General features: G+C 35.1%; 19 protein-coding genes, 1 pseudogene and 1 riboswitch. Of the genes and pseudogenes, 11 read left to right on the top strand and 9 right to left on the bottom strand.

Going from position 1 to position 19,585, the window contains the following annotated elements:
* Nucleotides 1-37: 37 nt before the first annotated feature.
* From LNP04_RS05800 to LNP04_RS05820, 5 genes are all read left to right on the top strand, one after another.
* Nucleotides 38-520 carry a cytidine deaminase gene (locus tag LNP04_RS05800; protein WP_229985612.1) on the top strand — a complete coding sequence of 161 codons (483 nt, stop codon included), beginning with the start codon at nt 38-40 and terminating at the stop codon, nt 518-520.
* Between the two features lie 185 nt (nt 521-705).
* Nucleotides 706-858, top strand: a riboswitch (cobalamin riboswitch).
* A gap of 120 nt (nt 859-978) precedes the next feature.
* Nucleotides 979-3,003, top strand: coding sequence for a TonB-dependent siderophore receptor (locus LNP04_RS05805; RefSeq protein WP_229985613.1), 2,025 nt, complete (start codon nt 979-981; stop codon nt 3,001-3,003).
* A 12-nt stretch (nt 3,004-3,015) separates the two neighbouring features.
* Nucleotides 3,016-4,140 (top strand): YncE family protein, encoded by a 1,125-nt coding sequence (locus LNP04_RS05810; RefSeq protein ID WP_229985614.1) that lies wholly within the window; start codon nt 3,016-3,018, stop codon nt 4,138-4,140.
* Between the two features lie 25 nt (nt 4,141-4,165).
* Nucleotides 4,166-5,461, top strand: a complete 1,296-nt coding sequence (locus LNP04_RS05815) for a T9SS type A sorting domain-containing protein (RefSeq protein WP_229985615.1) — start codon at nt 4,166-4,168, stop codon at nt 5,459-5,461.
* A 22-nt stretch (nt 5,462-5,483) separates the two neighbouring features.
* Nucleotides 5,484-6,491: a T9SS type A sorting domain-containing protein gene (locus tag LNP04_RS05820; RefSeq protein WP_229985616.1), complete on the top strand. Its 1,008-nt coding sequence runs from the start codon at nt 5,484-5,486 to the stop codon at nt 6,489-6,491.
* Between the two features lie 82 nt (nt 6,492-6,573).
* On the opposite strand, the gene LNP04_RS05825 is transcribed toward LNP04_RS05820, so the two are convergent.
* From LNP04_RS05825 to LNP04_RS05860, 8 genes are all read right to left on the bottom strand, one after another.
* Nucleotides 6,574-7,998 (bottom strand): CCA tRNA nucleotidyltransferase, encoded by a 1,425-nt coding sequence (locus tag LNP04_RS05825; protein WP_229985617.1) that lies wholly within the window; start codon nt 7,996-7,998, stop codon nt 6,574-6,576.
* Nucleotides 7,999-8,279: 281 nt separating this feature from the next.
* Nucleotides 8,280-8,828: an L-threonylcarbamoyladenylate synthase gene (locus LNP04_RS05830; RefSeq protein WP_229985618.1), complete on the bottom strand. Its 549-nt coding sequence runs from the start codon at nt 8,826-8,828 to the stop codon at nt 8,280-8,282.
* 39 nt (nt 8,829-8,867) lie between these two features.
* Complete coding sequence (locus tag LNP04_RS05835; protein ID WP_229985619.1) at nt 8,868-9,176, bottom strand: GIY-YIG nuclease family protein; 309 nt, start codon at nt 9,174-9,176, stop codon at nt 8,868-8,870.
* A 73-nt stretch (nt 9,177-9,249) separates the two neighbouring features.
* Entirely contained in the window at nt 9,250-9,753 is a 504-nt protein-coding gene (locus LNP04_RS05840) for a DinB family protein (RefSeq protein ID WP_229985620.1), read from the bottom strand.
* A gap of 115 nt (nt 9,754-9,868) precedes the next feature.
* Nucleotides 9,869-10,315, bottom strand: a complete 447-nt coding sequence (locus LNP04_RS05845; protein ID WP_229985621.1) for a GNAT family N-acetyltransferase — start codon at nt 10,313-10,315, stop codon at nt 9,869-9,871.
* Nucleotides 10,316-10,374: 59 nt separating this feature from the next.
* On the bottom strand, nt 10,375-11,514 hold the full coding sequence (locus LNP04_RS05850; protein WP_229985622.1) for a cystathionine gamma-synthase: 1,140 nt from the start codon (nt 11,512-11,514) through the stop codon (nt 10,375-10,377).
* A gap of 128 nt (nt 11,515-11,642) precedes the next feature.
* A complete protein-coding gene (gene gldC, locus LNP04_RS05855) occupies nt 11,643-11,969 on the bottom strand; it encodes a gliding motility protein GldC (protein ID WP_229985623.1) in 327 nt (108 codons plus the stop codon).
* A gap of 23 nt (nt 11,970-11,992) precedes the next feature.
* Complete coding sequence (locus LNP04_RS05860) at nt 11,993-12,979, bottom strand: gliding motility protein GldB (protein WP_229985624.1); 987 nt, start codon at nt 12,977-12,979, stop codon at nt 11,993-11,995.
* A 122-nt stretch (nt 12,980-13,101) separates the two neighbouring features.
* Between LNP04_RS05860 and LNP04_RS05865 the strand changes: the two genes are divergently transcribed.
* The 5 genes and pseudogenes from LNP04_RS05865 to LNP04_RS05885 all read left to right on the top strand — a co-directional run bounded on the left by LNP04_RS05865 (nt 13,102) and on the right by LNP04_RS05885 (nt 15,801).
* Nucleotides 13,102-13,629, top strand: coding sequence for a GNAT family N-acetyltransferase (locus LNP04_RS05865; RefSeq protein ID WP_229985625.1), 528 nt, complete (start codon nt 13,102-13,104; stop codon nt 13,627-13,629).
* Nucleotides 13,630-13,641: 12 nt separating this feature from the next.
* Nucleotides 13,642-14,433, top strand: a complete 792-nt coding sequence (nadE, locus tag LNP04_RS05870; RefSeq protein WP_229985626.1) for an NAD(+) synthase — start codon at nt 13,642-13,644, stop codon at nt 14,431-14,433.
* A gap of 81 nt (nt 14,434-14,514) precedes the next feature.
* On the top strand, nt 14,515-14,997 hold the full coding sequence (locus LNP04_RS05875; RefSeq protein WP_229985627.1) for a ribonuclease domain-containing protein: 483 nt from the start codon (nt 14,515-14,517) through the stop codon (nt 14,995-14,997).
* A gap of 167 nt (nt 14,998-15,164) precedes the next feature.
* Nucleotides 15,165-15,368, top strand: a pseudogene (locus LNP04_RS05880) (GIY-YIG nuclease family protein); the annotation flags it as partial.
* A 118-nt stretch (nt 15,369-15,486) separates the two neighbouring features.
* Nucleotides 15,487-15,801, top strand: a complete 315-nt coding sequence (locus LNP04_RS05885; protein WP_229985628.1) for a barstar family protein — start codon at nt 15,487-15,489, stop codon at nt 15,799-15,801.
* A gap of 115 nt (nt 15,802-15,916) precedes the next feature.
* Here the strand turns inward: LNP04_RS05885 and pafA are convergent, their stop codons facing one another.
* Nucleotides 15,917-17,560: an alkaline phosphatase PafA gene (gene pafA, locus LNP04_RS05890; protein WP_229985629.1), complete on the bottom strand. Its 1,644-nt coding sequence runs from the start codon at nt 17,558-17,560 to the stop codon at nt 15,917-15,919.
* A 200-nt stretch (nt 17,561-17,760) separates the two neighbouring features.
* Between pafA and LNP04_RS05895 the strand changes: the two genes are divergently transcribed.
* Nucleotides 17,761-19,425: a S41 family peptidase gene (locus LNP04_RS05895; RefSeq protein ID WP_229985630.1), complete on the top strand. Its 1,665-nt coding sequence runs from the start codon at nt 17,761-17,763 to the stop codon at nt 19,423-19,425.
* The last annotated feature ends 160 nt before the right edge of the window (nt 19,426-19,585 follow it).

The following is a 19,585-nucleotide window of genomic DNA, read 5'->3' on the forward strand; positions in this document are numbered from 1 at the left end:
AAAGGATTACATTTATCGCCCTTTTTACGGCGACAAAATGAAAAAAGATATACAAATCGGTTACGAACATTTCACAAGCATCAGCGAACTGACTGAAACAGAAAAACTGCTTTTTGAAAAAGCAAAACAAGCACGTGAAAATGGCTACGCACCCTACTCCAACTTTTTGGTAGGATGCTCGGTTTTGCTGGAGAATGGAGAAATATACACGGGAAACAATCAGGAAAACGCAGCATTCCCATCAGGACTTTGTGCGGAAAGAACCGCTCTGTTTTGGATTGGCGCTAATTTCCCTAATGAAATCATCAAGAAAATATTCATTATTGGCGGACCGAGAGATTTTTCAGAAAAAACTCCGCCAATTCCGCCTTGTGGAGCGTGCAGACAAAGTCTGATGGAATATGAAACGAAGCAGAATGAAAATATTGATATTTATTTTTCAAATTTAAATGAGGAAGTTTTTAAGGTAAATTCTATTAAAGATTTGCTGCCATTTTATTTTGATTCGACGTTTTTGTAGGTTAAGGGTAAGATTAAGGCCAAAACTTGGGTTTAAAAATTGAGTGCAAAACCCATAGATTATGCAGATTTGCACAGATAAAATTGATCTTAAAAATTTAATTTAAAATTTTTGTGTGAGAAAATTCTCTCAATTGATGTTTTATAGAATTTTTAAAAAACCATTCTAAAAATTAACAATTTCTCATTGCCTCTTATTAATTAAAAACTTAAATTTGCACTGATTTAAAAAAGGGAATTCGGTGAAAATCCGAAGCAGACCCGCTACTGTAAGTGATGTTTTATTATATTAAGAAAACATACACAAGTCAGACACCTTTTTAAATTCATTATATAGATGAAGCTTTCGTGGAGTGAGGCGTAGTCGGTTTAAAAACCTATTTGTATCAAACAATTATAGGTTAATTCCTTCTATTCATTACATTCACAAAGCTACCACTAAGGCTTTATTAGAATTGAATGAATACATATTTTTACTCTGCTTCGCTGCTGTTTTTGTTGGCTACACCTGTTTCTCTTTTTTCACAAGAAAAAGAAAGTGACAGCATTCGTACAGAAACAATCAAGGCTCTTATCCTCAATATGAAACGTCAGGAAACCGGTGTTATTTCTTCACAAAAACTTTCCGGTGCCGAGCTTGAAAAACTGAACAGTACTTCTGTTGCAGATGCTGTGAGGTATTTTTCCGGAGTCCAATTGAAAGATTATGGCGGAATTGGCGGAATGAAAACCGTGAATATCAGGGCGATGGGAACACAGCACGTTGGTGTTTTCTACGACGGAATTGCACTTGGAAATGCGCAAAACGGAACGGTAGATTTAGGAAGGTTTTCTTTAGACAATTTAGAATCCATCTCATTGTACAATGGTCAGAAAAGTGAAATTTTTCAGTCTGCGAAAGACTTTGGTTCTTCGGGATCTATATATTTGAAAAGTAGAACTCCGGTTTTCACAGATTCAAAAAAAACCAATGTGAATCTTCACTTCCGTTCGGGATCTTTTGGAGTAATTAACCCATCAGTATTGCTTGAACAGAAACTTAATGACAATATAAGCGTTGCCTTGAGCACAGAATATCTTACCGCAAATGGCGAATATAAATTTCATCAGAGAGTTGCTTTACCCGATGGAAGCCTCGGTTGGGAACGCCAAGGTACAAGAACCAACGGTGATGTGGAAGCTCTAAGGGCTGAAGTAGGAGTTTTTGGTAAAATCAATAACGGAACATGGAAACTGAAAACCTATTATTATGATTCTGAAAGAGGAGTTCCTGGCGCAGTGACAAAAAACAATGATATTTTCTCGAGTAGACAATGGGATAAAAACTTTTTTGTACAAGGGAGTTTTGAGAAAGAACTTTCTACAAAATACAAATTCTTAATCAGCTCTAAATTTGCTGATGACTACACTCGTTATTATAATGGCAATCCTGGCGGAACACCTCTGTTTATAGATAATACTTATAAACAGCAAGAGGTCTACGTTTCTACGGCACACCAATATTCTCCTTACAAATTTTGGAAAATCAATTTATCGGTAGATTATCAATTTAATACTTTGGATGCCAATTTAAGACAGTTTGCATATCCCGAAAGAAATACAGAACTTGTGGCATTGGCTTCACAGTTTGATTTTAAAAAATTTAAAATACAGGGAAGCGTTTTAGGAACTTTTGTGCAGGAAAAAATAGAAAACACCTTATTTTCGACACCTCAAAACCGCTCTGAGTTTACGCCTACTATATTTGCTTCTTATCAGCCGTTTTCTGCAGAATTTAAAGTTCATGGTTTTTATAAGAGAATTTTCAGAATGCCAACTTTCAATGATTTGTATTACACGGAAGTCGGAAGTTCGCAATTGAGACCAGAATTTACCAATCAGTATGATCTTGGATTTACATTTAATAAAGATTTTAATTCAGGTGTTTTAAAAAATATCAACCTGATTGCTGATGCTTATTACAATCGTGTTCGGGATAAAATCATTGCTTATCCAAAAGGGCAACAATTCCGCTGGACGATGGAGAATTTGGGTGAGGTGGAAATAAAAGGAGTTGATCTTTCGGCACTGGCAATCTGGCTTCTTTCAGAAAATTTATTATTGAGCAACCGTTTTACTTATACTTTTACAGAAGCTTTAAATATTAGCAAAACCAATATTACTTCTTACTACAGGCATCAGATTCCTTACACCGCAAAGAATAATGCGAGTGCATTATTGGGTCTTACTTATAAAGACTGGCAGCTTAATTACAGTTTCGTCTACGTTGGCGAACGGTACAATATGTCTGAAAACATTCCGGTAAACTACGAACAGCCTTGGTACACCAGCGATATTTCCGGAACGAAAGAATTTAATATGAAAGACTGGAAATTCAGATTAGGCCTGGAAGTAAATAATCTTTTGGATCAGAATTACAGCGTTATCCAGAATTACCCAATGCCAGGACGAAATTACAGAGTCAGCCTGAGAGTAACCTTTTAATGAGATTCAGACATGAAAAAAATATATTTATTCTTAGTTTTCTTTTTAATTCTTACAACTCAGTCTTGTAGGGAAGATTATGATTACATTAACTATGGTGCAGTCTACACGGGAGTTCAGGAGCCGGAAGACATCAACATCAAAGGTCTTTATGTACTTAATGAAGGCAATATGGGAAGCAACAAAGCTTCGATTGACTTTTTTGATTATTCTACCGGAGTTTTTACAGAAAATTATTACAATGCCCAAAATCCTAATGTTGTAGGCAGTCTGGGAGATGTAGGTAATGATATTAAAACGTATAAGGATAAACTGTATGCGGTCATCAATCTTTCCAATTATATTGAAGTGATGGATGCCAAAACAGCTAAACACATTGGTGAAATCCAGATTCAGAACTGCAGATACATTAATTTTCATAAAGATTATGCTTACATTACATCTTACGGTGGTGCCGTGGGAGCATCACAACCTGGATATGTGGTAAAAGTAGACGTCAATACCCTGCAAATTGTCGGTAAGCTCTATGTTGGGAAACAACCCGACGAACTGGAAGTTGTAGGAGATAAATTATATGTTGCGAATTCCGGTGCATACAGTGGTCCTGATTATGATAATACTGTTTCTGTCATTGATCTGAATACTTTCACCGAGATTAAAAAAATACCTGTTGCCATCAATTTAAGTAAAATTAAAAAAGATGACACTGGAAAGCTTTGGATAACCTCTAGAGGAAACTTCGGAAATATTCCTCCAAAAACGTATGTTTTAAATCCTCAAAATGATCAGGTTATCAAAGAATTTAATATTCCTGTAAGTAATTTTTCAATTGTAGAAAACAGACTTTACTATATCAGTTATGAATGGACTTCGGGAGGAACTGTAAGCAGCTACGGAATCATTAATACTGACACGCTAGAAAAAACAAGCAGTAATTTCATAACAGACGGATCAGATACCAAAATTGTCATTCCATACGGCATTGCTGCAAACCCTGTCAATGGTGATATTTTTATTTCAGACGCTAAAGATTACACTTCTTCCGGCGAACTTTTCTGCTACAACAAATTCGGAAAATTAAAATGGAAAGTCAAAACTGGAGACATTCCGGGACATTTAACTTTTTTATACAAATAATTTAAAATAAATAATACAAAAAAAAATGAAACATTTTTACTCTAAATTTTTAAAGCTAAGTTTTGCATTGGCAGGCTTTGTATTGACATCTGCACAGTATTCGAACGGTTACATTGTTTCCAATGAAGGAAACTATAATGCAAATCCACCAAACGGAGAAATCTCTTACATTGATGCCAACAACAATATCACTAATAATGTTTATCATTTAGCCAACAATGGTGAGGCTTTGGGAGACATCTTGCAGTCTATTTATTTTAACGGAGATAAATCTTATTTAGTTTTAAATAATTCAAACAAAATAGTCGTTGCCAACAGGGCAAGCTTTGTAAAGTCTGCTGTAATTACCAGTAACATAGACAGACCAAGATCTACTACCATTGTCAACGGGAAGATTTTCACCACCAATGCTGGCGATTATGGTGATACAGTACATTTTGTTTCTGTGCATGATGCAACAACTTTAGCGTACATCACCAGCATTCCTTTAAGCGAAGAACCTGAAGAGATCGTTACCGTGAACGGAAAAGTATACGTGAATAAATCTTCTTACAGAGCAGGAAACAGTATTGAAGTGATCAATCCTACTACCAATGCAATTATGAGCACCATTACTTTAAGCGCTGGATTGCAGTCTATCACGGTTGTTGGAAACGATATTTTCGCTTTATGTACAGGATCTACAGGATCTATAGTTTATAAAATCAATACAACTACAGATACGGTGACAGCAAGTATAGCAAATACTTCCGTTGTACCACCATCTCAATATGAAGCACTAAAATTCACTTCAGAAGGTACAAAACTTTTGATTGCCGGAGGTACTAATGTATATTCTTTAAATACAGATTTAGCAACATTCAGCAGCACTCCTATTTTTACTACAACTCCAAGTACATTTAACGGAGATTTTTATGGTTTTGCAGCAATTGACGGGAAAATTTTTCAGGGAAATGCTAACGATTTCGGTCCTACTTCGACTTTAAATGTTTACAGCCAAACCGGAACTCTATTGAATACATTTACGACTACAATCGGTGCCAACAATGTTTATAAAAATGTGTTTACCCCAGCCAGTCTTTCAACAGCAGAAACAAAACTAAACAAGACCATTTCAATCTATCCAAATCCGGTATCAGACATTCTTTATATCAAAAATGCGAATGCTTCACAATATAAAATCGTTGATCTTTCAGGAAGAATTGTAAAATCTGGCGTTTACCAAAACGGAATTACAGTTTCAGACTTAAATAAAGGAAATTATATGATTCAGATTTCAGGTAAGAATGTTCAGCAAACTGAGAAATTCATCATCAAGTAATTTGATATAAAATTTAAATAAAATGAAAAATATATTCATCGCTGCTGCATTTCTTTCTGCTGACTTTCTAATGGCTCAAAGTTATGCTCCACAAGCCGGCGTTGCGGGGTCTACTGCAATTCCTGCTAACAGTTCGCTTTTTAAATCTTGGGCTACTGGTGCTACTGTATTGCGTGGTTACCAACAGATTAACAGTACCGTATCTGCAGTTGCTAATGCTGGTGTTGATGCTAATGCAACTGGAGCTTCTAACGGATCTATTGTAAGTCTGGGAGACGGTGGTAATGCTATACTCACTTTTGCAAAACCAATTACCAACGGAAGCGGCTTTGACTTTGCCGTATTTGAAAACGGATTTATGTCTGGCCAGTCCGGCAGAGCATTTTTAGAATTGGCTTTTGTAGAAGTGAGTTCAGACGGTATTAATTTCTTCCGTTTCCCTTCTCATAATCAATATCCTGCAAATTTCATTCAGAATACTACAGATATAGGAGGTTCGGGTTTTGCAACAATGGATGCGACATATCTTAATAATTTTGCAGGAAAATATACCTCTGGTTTCGGAACTCCTTTCGACATCAGCGATCTTCCGGACAACCCGCTTTTGAATAAAGAACAAATCACGCATGTGAAAATAATCGATGTTATTGGGACAAATATTGAGACCTACAGAACATACGACAGCTTTGGAAATGTTGCGATAGACCCTTTCCCAACTCCGGGCGGTTCTTCAGGATTTGATTTGGATGCCGTGGGTGTGATTAATGAATTTAATATATTATCAACAGCAGAAAATCAAAAGGCAGAAACCAAAATCATTCTTTACCCGAATCCTGCATCAGATTTCATTAAAATCAATACAAATAAGGATGTTGAAGTGAAAATCTACAGTGTAAACGGAGCTCTGGTAAAACAAGGAAAAACCATTAATAAAACATTGGATGTTTCAGATTTATCTAATGGAAATTATATCATTCAGATTGATAACAATTCCAATAAACAAAATCTGAAGTTGATTATCTCAAAATAAGATGAGTTTAAAATAATAAAAACCTCTTTCAAGATTATTTGAAAGAGGTTTTTTATTTTAGATTAAATCTTTTTCTAATTTTCTAAGAAAGTATTTTAAGACCAAGCTTTTCTGCTTCTGCAATAACAAAATTCCTAGCTTCTTCACTGTCATTGGCAATTTCACCCTCCAAAATCGCTTCCTTCACTTTTTCCTTTAAAATACCAATTTCTCTGCCGGGTTTTAGGTTAAACATTGCCATAATTTCTTCTCCGGAAATCGGCGGCTGGAAATTTCTTACCTGATCTTTCTCTTCAACCTCTTTGATCTTAACAGCAACGTATTGGAAGTTTTTTTTAAACTTATCTTGTTTTTTAGAATTTTTGGTTGTGATATCTGCTTTACAAAGTGTAAACAAATCTTCCATATCTTCTCCAGCATCAAACAAAAGCCTTCTCAGCGCAGAATCAGAAGCATCATCTGTAATCAACGCAATCGGTCGCGACGAAAGTTTTACCATTTTCTGAACATATTTCATGTCAGCATTCAATGGTAATTTCAGTTTTTGAAATAAGGTCTTCACCATTTTTGAACCTAAAAACTCGTGACCGTGAAAAGTCCAGCCCGTTCCGTCAACGAATTTTTTTGTCGGTGCTTTTCCGATGTCGTGAAGCAATGCTGCCCAACGAAGCCACAGATTATCCGTATTTTCAGAAATATTATCAACCACTTCCAAAGTGTGGTAAAAATTATCCTTATGTGTTTGTCCTTCTACTTCTTCTACTCCTTTTAAGTCAATTAATTCAGGAATAATCAGTTTCATTAAACCTGTTTCTTCCATTAATTTCAAACCAACAGAAGGCTTTTTCGAAAGCATGATTTTGTTAAATTCAACCATGATTCTTTCCATAGAAACAATTTTGATTCTTTCCGCTTCCTGTCTGATGGCGTTTAAAGAGTTCTCTTCGATAGTAAAATTTAAAGTTGATGCAAAACGAACTGCTCGCATCATTCTCAAAGGATCATCAGAATAGGTTTGTGCAGGTTCCAGAGGTGTTCTGAGAATTTCTTTTTGTAAATCACCAATTCCGTCAAAAGGATCAATCAGTTTCCCGAAATTATCTTTGTTTAAAGAAATCGCCATCGCATTGATGGTAAAATCTCTTCTTTTCTGGTCATCTTCAATCGTTCCGCCTTCCACTTCAGGTTTACGGCTGTCTTCGGTATAACTTTCTTTTCTTGCACCGACAAACTCCAGTTCAAGATCTTTGTATCTGATCATCGCAGTTCCGTAGGTTTTAAAAACAGAAACCTTCATTTTAGGATCAATTTCTTTTCCTACATTTTGAGCCAGTTCAATTCCGCTTTGTTCGGTCACAAAATCAATATCGGTAGACGCTTTTCTTTTCATTAAAAGGTCACGCACAAAACCACCAACTATGTACACCGATTGGTTATTTGCCGCTGCGACTTCAGAAATGAGTTTGAAAAGTTTTAAGTTTTGATTTTGATTGAGGTTGATGAACATTTTTTTGATGCTGGATGTTGGATGAATTAATTTTGCAAAGATAAATATTTACTGTAGAACGTTGTTTCGTTAACTACAAAAGTGACAAAAGATTTTTAAGGCTCAGCCTGACACCGCTGATATTGTAATCTGTGGAAAATGCAAATCAAAAAGATATTATGACACATGAGTCACATTAGTTTTAAGTTTAATACTTAGAGAATATTAGAACACATAAGTTTGAAAATCAAAGATTTTTATTTTGCCGTTCTAAAAAATCTGTGAGATCTGCGGGACAAAAACTATTCTCTTAAAACCTTTATTCTGTTATCACTCCAGATTTTGATCACTGAAGAGCCTGAATATTGTGACACTTTTTCTCTGTCTTCTTCCACCGCAAAATCTACTAAATCAATGATTTCTTTTGATATATCCGAAAACTTCAACGGACTTTTATCACCACTGAAATTAGCTGAAGTTGAAACTAAAGGTTTGTTCAATTTTGTAATCAGTTTTTTACAAAAATCATTTTTCACGAGACGAATTCCGATGCTTCCGTCTTCTGCCAACAATTCCTTCGGTAAACCTTTGGGATTCTGATAAACCAATGTTACAGGTTTTTCGCTTAAATCCATAATTTCCCAAGCCATTTCCGGAACGTCAACCAAATCTTGTAATCGCTTCTCATTTTCTACCAAAATAATCATCGATTTATTTTTTTCGCGCTTCTTGATCTCGAAAATTTTATTGATGGCGTCTATGTTTGTTGCGTCGCAACCGATTCCCCAGATGGTGTCTGTTGGGTATAAAATTGTGCCGCCAGATTTTAATATGTTGATGATGTTTTCCATTTTTCTTGTCATTGCGAGGAGCGAAGCGACGAAGCAATCTCAAAAAGGACTCATAATATCCTTAATGTCTTCAGTCAAATCTCTCCATTCAGGATTAATTGAATTTATTAAATTTATTTTTTTCTGTCTTGAGCCTGCCTTAATTTGTTTTTCTCTAAAAATCGCGTCGCCGATTTCTTGAAAAGATTCCCAATAAACCAATTTATTAAGATTGTATTTTGAAGTGAAGCTCAATTCATGAAATTTTTCTTTATGTTCTTGAACTCTTTTTGGTAAGTTTGATGTCACACCTGTGTAAAGAACAATATTATTTTTATTGGTCATGATGTAGATAAATCCGGCTTTCATTTGTGTGGTTTTTAAAATTATGAGATTGCTTCGTCGCTATCGCTCCTCGCAATGACAATAAAATTAAAAAAAATTACAACTTTGGCAAATATCTCTCTTCCACCACATTAAAATGATGAATATTATGCCCAACAATCAGTTTACAAATCGTTTCCACAGAAATTTTGTTTCCATTAGCAGTTCCGATGTTACTTAAAACTGAAGGATTCAATGTTTCCAATAAAATCTGAGAAGAATTTCTTACTAATTGATATTCTTCCAGCAGAGATTCTAAACCTCTCTCGTTGGCGAAAGAATTGGCAGCGTAACCTTCTTCATCAAAGCCTGGCAATTCAGATTTTTCACCTCTCGCAAAAGCTAAAATTCTGTACTGAAAAATTCTTTCGGTATCCGATAGATGAAGCAAAACTTCTTTTAAACTCCATTTTCCTTCTGCATAAGCGTAGTTTGATTGTTCTTCTGTTAAATAAGAGTACAGAGAAACCGTTTTCTCACCAACTTTTTTTAATTCCTCCAACCAATTTTCAGATGGAATTAAATCTAAATATCTCTGGATGTATTTTTCGAAATCTGTCATGTAATAAGAATAATAAGTAATTGGTAATGAGTAATATTTTAATGTAACAATGTATCGATTTAGCAATGTAACAATTGAAAAAATTGGTAAACTGTTACATTGGTAAATTGTTACATTATCTATTCGTCCATTCATAGAAATTCACTTCATCGTAAATTTCAAATCCGCAACTTGGATAAAGTTTATTTCCTATATCGTTTGATTTTCCCGTTTCTAAGAGAATTCCTGCAGAATCTGTTGATTTTGCTAATTCTTTGGCTTCTTCAATTAATTGTTTTGAAAAACCTTTTCCACGATAATTTTCATTGACAAATAAGTCATTCAACAACCAATAACGTTTCATTCTCGTTGAAGAAAATAATGGATATAACTGTACAAAACCAACTAATCCCCCATCAATTTCAGCAACAAAAATTTCAGAATCATTCTTCTCAATTCTTTCTTTTAAAAAATTTTTCGCAGCCGGAATATCAGATTCTTTATGATAAAAAACTCTGTACTGATCAAACAATTCTGCTAATTGAGGTAAATCCTGAATCGTGGCTTTTCTTGTATTTTTCATTTTAAAATTGATTAAAAATAAACATCCGCTGTAAAAACGGATGCTTATGATTTATTATTTTAAGAAAATGCTTTTTCCAAATCTGCAATCAAATCTTCAGCATCTTCGATCCCGACGCTTAGACGAACCAAATCATCAGTGATCCCCAATTCTGCACGTTTTTCTGCAGGAATCGAAGCGTGAGTCATCAGTGCCGGATGATTAGCCAAAGATTCTACTCCACCCAAAGATTCAGCAAGAGTGAATACTTTTACTCTCTCCAAAAATCTGATCGCGTCTTCTTTTTTCCCTGATTTGAAAGTGAAAGAAACCATTCCTCCGAAATCTTTCATCTGAGCTTTTGCCAATTCATATTGCGGATGAGATTCCAATCCCGGATAAATTACTTGCGCAACTGCCGGATGAGATTCAAGATATTTTGCAACAGCCATTCCGTTTTCAGAATGTCTTTGAACTCTTAAAGCTAAGGTTTTAATTCCTCTCAAAACCAAATAAGAATCGTGTGGACCTAAAATTCCACCACTTGCAAACTGAATGAAGTGTAGTTTTTCACCCAATTCAGCATCTTTAGCAATCAAAGCTCCAGCAATAACATCAGAATGACCTCCCAAATATTTTGTTGCAGAGTGCATTACAATATCAGCTCCCAAATCGATTGGTCTCTGAAGGTACGGCGTTGCAAACGTATTATCAACCGCAACTAGAATATCTTTTCCTTTTGCAATTTCTACAACTGCTTTGATGTCTACTAATTTCATCAATGGGTTGGTTGGAGTTTCTACCCAGATTAATTTAGTATTATCTGTAATAACGTCAGCGATTTTAGAAGCATCATCAAAATTAACGAAAGTAAATTTCAACTGATATTTTTCAAAAAGTCTGGTGAACATTCTGTAGGTTCCACCATATAAATCATCCACAGCAACAACTTCGTCGCCCGGATTTAATAATTTTAAAACACAATCGATAGCAGCTAAACCTGAACCGAAAGCTAAACCTCTCGCTCCGTTTTCGATGCTTGCCAAAGAGTCTTCCAAAGCCTGTCTTGTAGGGTTTGCCGCTCTTGAATATTCGTATCCCGAATGTACTCCCGGACTTTTTTGTGCGAAAGTTGATGTTAAAAAAACAGGAACATTCACAGAACCTGTCGCAGATTCGTGATGTTGTCCTCCGTGTATAACTTTTGTATTAAAATTCATAATATTTTTGCTTTTAGCTTATTGCTTTTGGCTTTTAGCTTCAATACTAACCGCCAAAAATAAAATTTTCATTCATTTAAACTTTTGTCAAAAAGCTAGCCGCCAATTGCCAAAAGCCAATCGCTTATTTACATTTTTATCGCGGATTTTACAGCAAATTCTTCGGCAATCTGCTCAATCCATGCTGCTACATCATCTTCGCCTGTTGCTCTTTGATAGGTGCTTCCCATAGAAACAAAAATCTGATGCATGAACATTTTCATTTGATCAACCGGCATATCTTTCGTCCAAAGATCGATTCTTAGAGCTTCAGATGCTTTTTCGTCCCAAACGGAAATCATTACTGCTTTTGTTTCCTCTTTTTCTACGCCGCCATCCGCCGCATTCCAAGTCATCAACTCCGGGATGTGATTTTCATCCAGTTCTACATCTATCGTAATTTGAGTCTTTCTCATTTTCCTATTTTTTCTAAACTTTATTATTCTTCCAATTTCGGTTTGTAACCTGCTTCATTAAAAATTTGTGTAGCATCCATTTTCAGGAAATCTACTAATTTTGTTTCAGGTTTCTTTTTTAAATATTCTCTGCAAATCTGCCACCCTGTGTAAATTCCGACCATCGGCGAAGAGTTATTATCAATTTCTGTATAAAATTTTGAAAATGGCCCGGGAGCAATGAAACGTTCTGCCAATCGGTGATCATCACCAAAAATTAAATTATTCTCAACAAAATAATTATAAATATTGGCTTCATTTGCAGCTGACCAGTCATATTGTTCTTTCGTGTAATCCATTTTCAGATAATCCGGCGTTTCGGGTAAAAATGCATCCTGTAAAGTCATGATTTTACCGTTATACACTATCAAATCAATGAATTTTTGACTGTTCCCAGTATACGGAACAATGTTTTCGGCAAACATTCTTGAAACTTTCGGAACAATGTTGTTCGGGTTCATAGATTTCTGAAAATACAGTTCCAAACCTCTGTAATTTGGATTTTTATCACCCATAAATCCTGTAATATCAATAAACAGGAAATTGGTTTTATCATCATACAAAAGTGGCTCCTGAACCATCTGTAAAGCTGATGAAAAAAGGAAAACCTTTGGACTTTTAAACTGCGGAAAATAAAACTTGATGTGCGAAAACAAATCCTGAAGCTCATTCTGCAATTTCTTCTGATCAATTTTGCTAATCGCTTCTTTGTAGATTTTTATTTCTTGTGCATCTGCTCTTCTTTTCCCAAAATCTTCATCAGGAACGGTGCCCTGAAACCAGGGAAACTTTGTCGTGAATTGTTCCAAAGAAACATTCTGGTCATAAAACTCTTTTGAGATATCGGTAACCTCCACCTTTTCGGCAGGATTTTTTATTTCTACTTTCCAATCAGTTTTCTGTTCTTTTTTACAAGAATTCAAACTTAAAACTAAAAGGCATGAAAGTGCGGCAATTCTAAAAATCTTCATTATTTTTACATGAAATTTAAGTTTACAAAAATAAGGATATAAATATAAACTTATGCCGAAAAAGGATTTTTTTGTGGCTATAAAAATTATATTAAAATCTTTAAAATAAGACCATACAAACGATGAATATTTATCTTGAAACCGAAAGATTGATCTTAAGGGAGATCGTTCTCGAAGACGTTGAAGCTTTTTTTGCGATGGACAGCAATCCGGAAGTCGTAAAATATGTTGGAATACAACCTTTAACCGACATCAGCCAAAGTGCAGAAATGATTAAAAGCATCCGAAATCAATATACAGAAAACGGAATCGGAAGATGGGCTGTCATCAGAAAAGAAGATGGAAAATTGGTTGGTTGGAGCGGTTTAAAACTGATTAAAGAAATCAACAATCATCAGAATATTCACGATCTTGGCTACCGTTTCACACCGGAGTATTGGGGAAAAGGTTATGCTACAGAAACTTCTATTGCCGTTTTAAATTATGCTTTTAACGAAATGAAACTCGACCAAGTTTTTGCCTACGCTGATGTAGAGAATGACATATCCAATCATGTTTTGAGAAAATTAGGTTTCGAGGAAAAAGAAACCTTCATTGACGAAGGCGATAATTGCTTTTGGTACGAACTTAAAAAAGAAAATTTTAAATAATAAAAATATACAATGCAGACACAAAAAGTAACCGATCATATCGTACAGTGGCTAAAAGATTATGCCGAAAAATCAGGAGTTAAAGGCTATGTATTGGGAGTCTCCGGTGGCGTTGATTCCGGAGTGGTTTCTACTTTGGCAGCAATGACCGGCTTGAAAACTTTGCTGATTGAAATGCCGATTCGTCAAAAGGAAGATCAGGTAAACAGAGCCTGGGAACACATGAATGATTTAAAAACTAAATTCCCGAATGTTGAAGCCATGTCTGTGAATCTTACGCCAGCATTTGAGGAATTATACAAAACTTTTGATGTTCACGACGACGAATTCCCTAACGAGAAACTGGCTTTTGCCAACACAAGATCACGTTTGAGAATGCTTACTCTCTATTATTATGGACAAATCAACGGACTTTTGGTTTGCGGAACAGGAAATAAAGTGGAAGATTTCGGGATTGGTTTTTACACAAAATATGGTGATGGTGGCGTAGACATCTCTCCTATCGCAGATCTTTACAAAACTGAAGTTTATGCATTGGCGAAAGCTTTAAACTTAGTTAAAAACATTCAGGAAGCCATTCCTACAGACGGACTTTGGGATGCTGAAAGAACCGACGAAATGCAGATTGGCGCAACCTACCCTGAATTGGAAAAAATCCAAAAAGAATGGGGAACCAAAACTGAAGAAGACTATAGCGGAAGAGATTTGGAAGTGTTTAAAATTTTCAGCAGAATGAATAAGGCTGCACAGCATAAAATCAATCCTATACCGGTGTGCGACATTCCGGAAGAATGGAGAAGTTAATTAATGTAACAATTTATCTGTGTAAAAGTTTACCAATGCATTTTTTCTACATTGTTACACTTTAACATTTAAACTATTTTTATGAATTCTAAAATTCGCTCGGTACTTTTTGCATGCATGGGGCTTCTTTTCGGAATGTCGGTGATGTATATTTATAATAATTTCATCGCTGAGAAGAAAACCCCGATTAAAACTGAGAATGTCTCGAAAGCTTCAAAAAACCAATCTGAAAGGCAAGCAATTGATGAACTTACCAAAGAAAATACAGTAATCAATTACGTCAAACAAAACCATCAGCTTCCTGACTATTACATTACAAAAAATGAAGCCAAGAAATCGGGCTGGAATCCTTCTCAGGGAAATCTTTGTGAAATTTTACCAGGAAAAGCAATTGGTGGAGATTACTTTGGAAACCGAGAAGGAAAGCTACCGAAAGGGATAAAATACTTTGAAGCCGACGTCAATTACAGTTGTGGAAACAGAAATGGCGACCGAATTGTTTTCACTAAAAATGGAGAGGTTTATTTAACTAAAAATCATTACAAGAGTTTTGAGAAGCAGTAATCTGTCATTGCGAGGAGCGAAAGCGACGAAGCAATCTTTATAAATAATATTAAAACAACACAAATGAAATCTGGCTTTATTTACATCATGACCAATAAAAACATACCGTTCTTTATACAGGTGTTACTTCAAATCTACCGAAAAGAGTTCAGGAACATAAAGAAAAATTTCACGAGCAGAGTTTCAGTGCAAAATACAATGTTAATAAGTTGGTATATTGGGAAGCATTTCAGGAAATTGGAGATGCAATCTTTCGGGAAAAACAAATAAAGGCAGGTTCAAGACAAAAGAAATTAGATTTAATTAATTCAATGAATCCTGAATGGAGAGATTTGACAGATGATATTCAAAATATTATGGATCGTTTCTGAAATAGAGATGTTTAGAGATTGCTTCGTCGCTTCGCTTCTCGCAATGACGCGGTAACCCCTATACTCTTTCAATGACATAAAAACCCATACATTTGCACAGTAAAATTTAAATAAAACTATGAATACAACATACATCGACTTCGCAGACCTTGGAGATTACGAAGATTTTTATACTCAGCTTAAAGAAAAAATTAAACTTCCCGCTCATTTCGGAGATAATCTTGATGCTCTTTCAGATGTCATTTCTGGTGAACTGCAAATGCCTCTGCATTTAGAATTTGTCAATATGAGTGTAGATCAGCTAGAAATCTTCGAAGACTTACTTACTACTTTAGAAGACACGGAAGATGATGTGAAAGATTTTTCTTTTGCATATTATCTGGAACAGTATGACGATGAAGGGGCTTCTGATGAAGATGAAACAACTGAGTAATAAATTATTTACGACAGAATTAAACCTTTAAGGTTTCCTATAGAGGAAATCATTATCAAACAGGATCGGGCGCAGCAAAGCTGCGCCCGATCCTGTTTGATAATATTTAAAAATCTTATTTTCCTAAAACTTCCATTAATGGTTGTCCTACATTTCCGCTAGGGTTTTCAATTCTCAAAAACTGAGCGATTGTCGGGGCAATATCGGTCATAAAATGCGAAGCATTGCTTTCGCCATGCGGAACTTTCCAACCCATAAATATGAGAGGAATGTGTGCGTCATAAGAATTCCAGACACTGTGCGTTGTTCCTTTTTTAGCATACGTAGGCAGCATTCCGTCATGAGAAACGATTTGAATATCACCACTTCGCTGCCAGTTGTATCCGTTGATTACTCTGGTTTTAATTGGCTCAGGAATTGGTGCATTGGCCACATCTTTCAAATCAACTGCGTATAAAACACGGGGATCTTTATTTAGATTTTCAATGATGCTTTTTTTGATGGCAACTTCATCTAATTTATTCTCTGTAATCAACTGATGATTAAGATAAATCTGATAATTATCAATCCCTAAAATCAGTTTAGTTGAAGCGTATTTTGTTTCTAATTCTGCACCGAGGTTTTTCTCTAAACCATCATCAAAAAACCCGGTCATCATTTTATTTTCTTTCATGAAACCCTCAGCATGAGCGCCACCATGATCTGCCGAAAGGAAAACCAAATATTCGCCCTTCCCTACTTTTTTATCGAGCATTTTGAAAAAATTCGCCAATTCAATATCTAATCTCAAATAGGTATCTTCCACTTCAATAGCATTGGGTCCATAGGCATGACCCACGTAATCTGTAGACGCAATATTTATAGCTAGAAAATCTGTAATCTGATCTTCACCTAACTGATATCCATCGATGGCAGCTTCAGCAAACTTTAAAGTGTAGGTATTTCCAAATGGTGTAGTTCTTAAGACACCTTTATTTACTGCAAAATCTGCGGCAAGATTGCTGTAAGGAAAAGTTGGATTCTTCGCAGTTCCTACAGGTTTTTCCCAAGGCACATCGTCTCTTGTGCTTTCTGTATATTGATTAATAGGCAATAACGTATTCCATCCGTTAGCAACCAATTTTTCAGCTAATTTCTGATCGTTAAACTTGTTTACCCAATCCGGCAAACTGTTCGTATAATAAGAACTCGTCACAAAATTTCCATTCGTTTCATCAAACCAAAAAGCTCCGGTCGGATTATGACCTGCCGGCAAAATAGACGCCCGGTCTTTTAATGAAACTCCAACTACTTTTGACTGAAAATTACTTGCAATTCTCAACTGATCGGTAATGGTGGTACTCCAAAGATTTTTTGGCGAATGACCACCAATCTTATCGTTTGTTCCTACCCCTTTTACGTCGGTATCTGTCGTACAGTACACATTTTTTCCGGTTGCCTTATCTGTCCAGTCGTTTCCGGCAATCCCGTGAATGGATGGAACTGAACCTGTATAAATGGTGGTATGACCAATCGCCGTAACCGTAGGAACATAAGGAATCATTACATTATTAAAAGAAAAACCTTTGTTTAGCAATCTTTTGAAACCATCATCGCCGTATTTGTCATAAAAACGGTACAAATAATCCCACCTCATCTGATCGATTACCAAACCTACTACCAATTTTGGTCTTTCCAACTGTGATTTCTTGCTTTTCTGAGCGTTCACCGTCATTAAAGAAATGAAAGTAACTGCAGCAATCGTAATTTTCCTTAGCATTGAATAACTTTTTTTGTGACCACAAATTTACGGGTTTTCAGGGTTTTGGTATGTGAAATTTTATTTAAATTTGACACATTAGCTTTTAGTTTAAATCACAGCTAAAAATGATTCCAATCACAAAAATCAATATGCCTAAATCTAAATTTCATCTTAGGAGAATAATCTTTTCCTTAATATTATTCCTTTTCCAACAAAACTTGTTCGCACAAACCGAACAACAATTTATCTTTTTCAAAACCTGGAATTTTATTAAATATTATCATCCCGATCTTGCCAGCGGAAAAGTAAATGCCGACAGTTTGTTTTTGGCAAATGTAAAAGGTGTAAATACCAATGATGATTTTAATTCCGTCATCAATAAATTAACGTCAAAGCTGAACAAAAATTTCACCACACCTGCTCCCATTGAGACTTCAAAGGATCTAATGTTGCAGAATCAGAATTTTGACTGGTTCCAGAAGAACAAAAAAATAAGCGATGGCAATAAAGATTTACTCAACAATATTTATAAGCATCGATACAATTTTGAAAATCTGCCAAAAGGTAAACTGGTCAGTGATGAAAAAGAATATCCTTTCCCGAAAACAGAAAATTTGCCTTTAGAATATCGTTTGTTGGCTTTGGCTAAAATACAGGGAGTTGTTGATTACCTCTTCCCGCATAAGTATATCATGGACAAAGGCATTGATGAATATTTCAGCAATAGTTTAGATGAAAACTCAAAAGTAAATTCGAGAAAAAATTTTGAAGTTATATTAGCTAAATTGGTTTCAAAATTTAAAGACAGTCATGCGTTTAGTTTTTACAAACAGCTGAATTACAAGAAAGATATTTATCACATGATCTATCTTGCACCATTTGATTTTCAAATTGTCGATGATCACATTTTGGTAACGCATCTTATTTTACCTGAACTCTGTTCAAAAGCTCAAATTAAAGTGGGCGACAAAATCACATCCATCAATGGAAAAAGCATTTCTCAAATCATTAAAGAAAAAGGAGAACTTTTGTCTACTTCAAACAGAGAAAAGTTGGTGTATGTTCTTTCGAAATATGAAAATAATCTCATCTGGCCCGATGATCTTCCACAAAAAACTTTAGAACTAAAATCAGCTAAGAGTAACAAGAAAGTTTCTACAAAAATTGATATGATCGACACTTCCAATAAGGAAAAGTACGAGATTATTGTAAATTATCTTCAAGATAAAATCAAGAAGTTAGAAAGCCGCAAAATAACTCATAAGGATATTGCCTACTTTAAAATTAATGAAACATTAGGGTTTATCAATAATGTAGATGATGACAAGATAGATGCGGAGATGGATAGTATTTTAAGCAGTGCTTCACAGAAAAAAGCGATTGTTTTTGACATGAGAGCGTATCCAGATTGGGGCGGTTTTCCTTATCATTATATCTACAAATACTTCTCGCCTGCTGAAAATTATTTTGGAAAATATTACAAACCCAATTTAAAAAACATCGGAACATTTATCTATAAGGATTACGATTATTTCCCGTCAATTCCCGATAAAACAACACATAATTACAAAGGAAAAGTTTTCATTCTCGTCAATCCGGAAACCCGAAGTGCAAGCGAATGGTATTCTATGAGTCTGCAGAAAATATTTCCTCAATCATTAACCATTGGCCAGCAAACTTCTGGTGGAGACGGTGATCTGGTGAAAGTAAAATTACCCGGAGATTATCTTTTAGAATTTACAGGAAACGGAATCTTCTATCCTGATAACTCCCAAACCCAGCAAATAGGAGTCAGAATCAATGAACTGATAAAATATAAAGACCAAGATATTTTAGATAAAAAAGACTTAGAGTTTGAAAGAGTTTTGAATGATTTGAAATAATTTCATTTAGTCCTCCAGATTCAAATCAAAATATAACTGTATACTTTCAAAAAAACAAATCTCTTTTTCAAATAAATTTTGAACTCCACAACAAACAAAAATTGACCTTCACAACAAAATCCTCTTCCTCAATAATCCTCAACTTTGTCTGATAAAATTT

It is taken from the genome of Chryseobacterium sp. C-71 (assembly GCF_020911865.1).
Classification (GTDB): domain Bacteria; phylum Bacteroidota; class Bacteroidia; order Flavobacteriales; family Weeksellaceae; genus Chryseobacterium.

Bases quoted from the DNA above. Each gene is read 5' to 3' on its own strand.
- LNP04_RS05825 (WP_229985617.1), bottom strand. From the start codon at position 7,998: ATGTTCATCAACCTCAATCAAAATCAAAACTTAAAACTTTTCAAACTC.
- LNP04_RS05845 (WP_229985621.1), bottom strand. From the start codon at position 10,315: ATGAAAAATACAAGAAAAGCCACGATTCAGGATTTACCTCAATTAGCA.
- LNP04_RS05850 (WP_229985622.1), bottom strand. From the start codon at position 11,514: ATGAATTTTAATACAAAAGTTATACACGGAGGACAACATCACGAATCT.
- LNP04_RS05830 (WP_229985618.1), bottom strand. From the start codon at position 8,828: ATGGAAAACATCATCAACATATTAAAATCTGGCGGCACAATTTTATAC.
- LNP04_RS05810 (WP_229985614.1), top strand. From the start codon at position 3,016: ATGAAAAAAATATATTTATTCTTAGTTTTCTTTTTAATTCTTACAACT.
- pafA (WP_229985629.1), bottom strand. From the start codon at position 17,560: ATGCTAAGGAAAATTACGATTGCTGCAGTTACTTTCATTTCTTTAATG.
- LNP04_RS05875 (WP_229985627.1), top strand. From the start codon at position 14,515: ATGAATTCTAAAATTCGCTCGGTACTTTTTGCATGCATGGGGCTTCTT.
- gldC (WP_229985623.1), bottom strand. From the start codon at position 11,969: ATGAGAAAGACTCAAATTACGATAGATGTAGAACTGGATGAAAATCAC.
- LNP04_RS05805 (WP_229985613.1), top strand. From the start codon at position 979: ATGAATACATATTTTTACTCTGCTTCGCTGCTGTTTTTGTTGGCTACA.
- LNP04_RS05865 (WP_229985625.1), top strand. From the start codon at position 13,102: ATGAATATTTATCTTGAAACCGAAAGATTGATCTTAAGGGAGATCGTT.
- LNP04_RS05840 (WP_229985620.1), bottom strand. From the start codon at position 9,753: ATGACAGATTTCGAAAAATACATCCAGAGATATTTAGATTTAATTCCA.
- LNP04_RS05835 (WP_229985619.1), bottom strand. From the start codon at position 9,176: ATGAAAGCCGGATTTATCTACATCATGACCAATAAAAATAATATTGTT.
- LNP04_RS05885 (WP_229985628.1), top strand. From the start codon at position 15,487: ATGAATACAACATACATCGACTTCGCAGACCTTGGAGATTACGAAGAT.
- LNP04_RS05800 (WP_229985612.1), top strand. From the start codon at position 38: ATGAAAAAAGATATACAAATCGGTTACGAACATTTCACAAGCATCAGC.
- LNP04_RS05860 (WP_229985624.1), bottom strand. From the start codon at position 12,979: ATGAAGATTTTTAGAATTGCCGCACTTTCATGCCTTTTAGTTTTAAGT.
- LNP04_RS05820 (WP_229985616.1), top strand. From the start codon at position 5,484: ATGAAAAATATATTCATCGCTGCTGCATTTCTTTCTGCTGACTTTCTA.
- nadE (WP_229985626.1), top strand. From the start codon at position 13,642: ATGCAGACACAAAAAGTAACCGATCATATCGTACAGTGGCTAAAAGAT.
- LNP04_RS05815 (WP_229985615.1), top strand. From the start codon at position 4,166: ATGAAACATTTTTACTCTAAATTTTTAAAGCTAAGTTTTGCATTGGCA.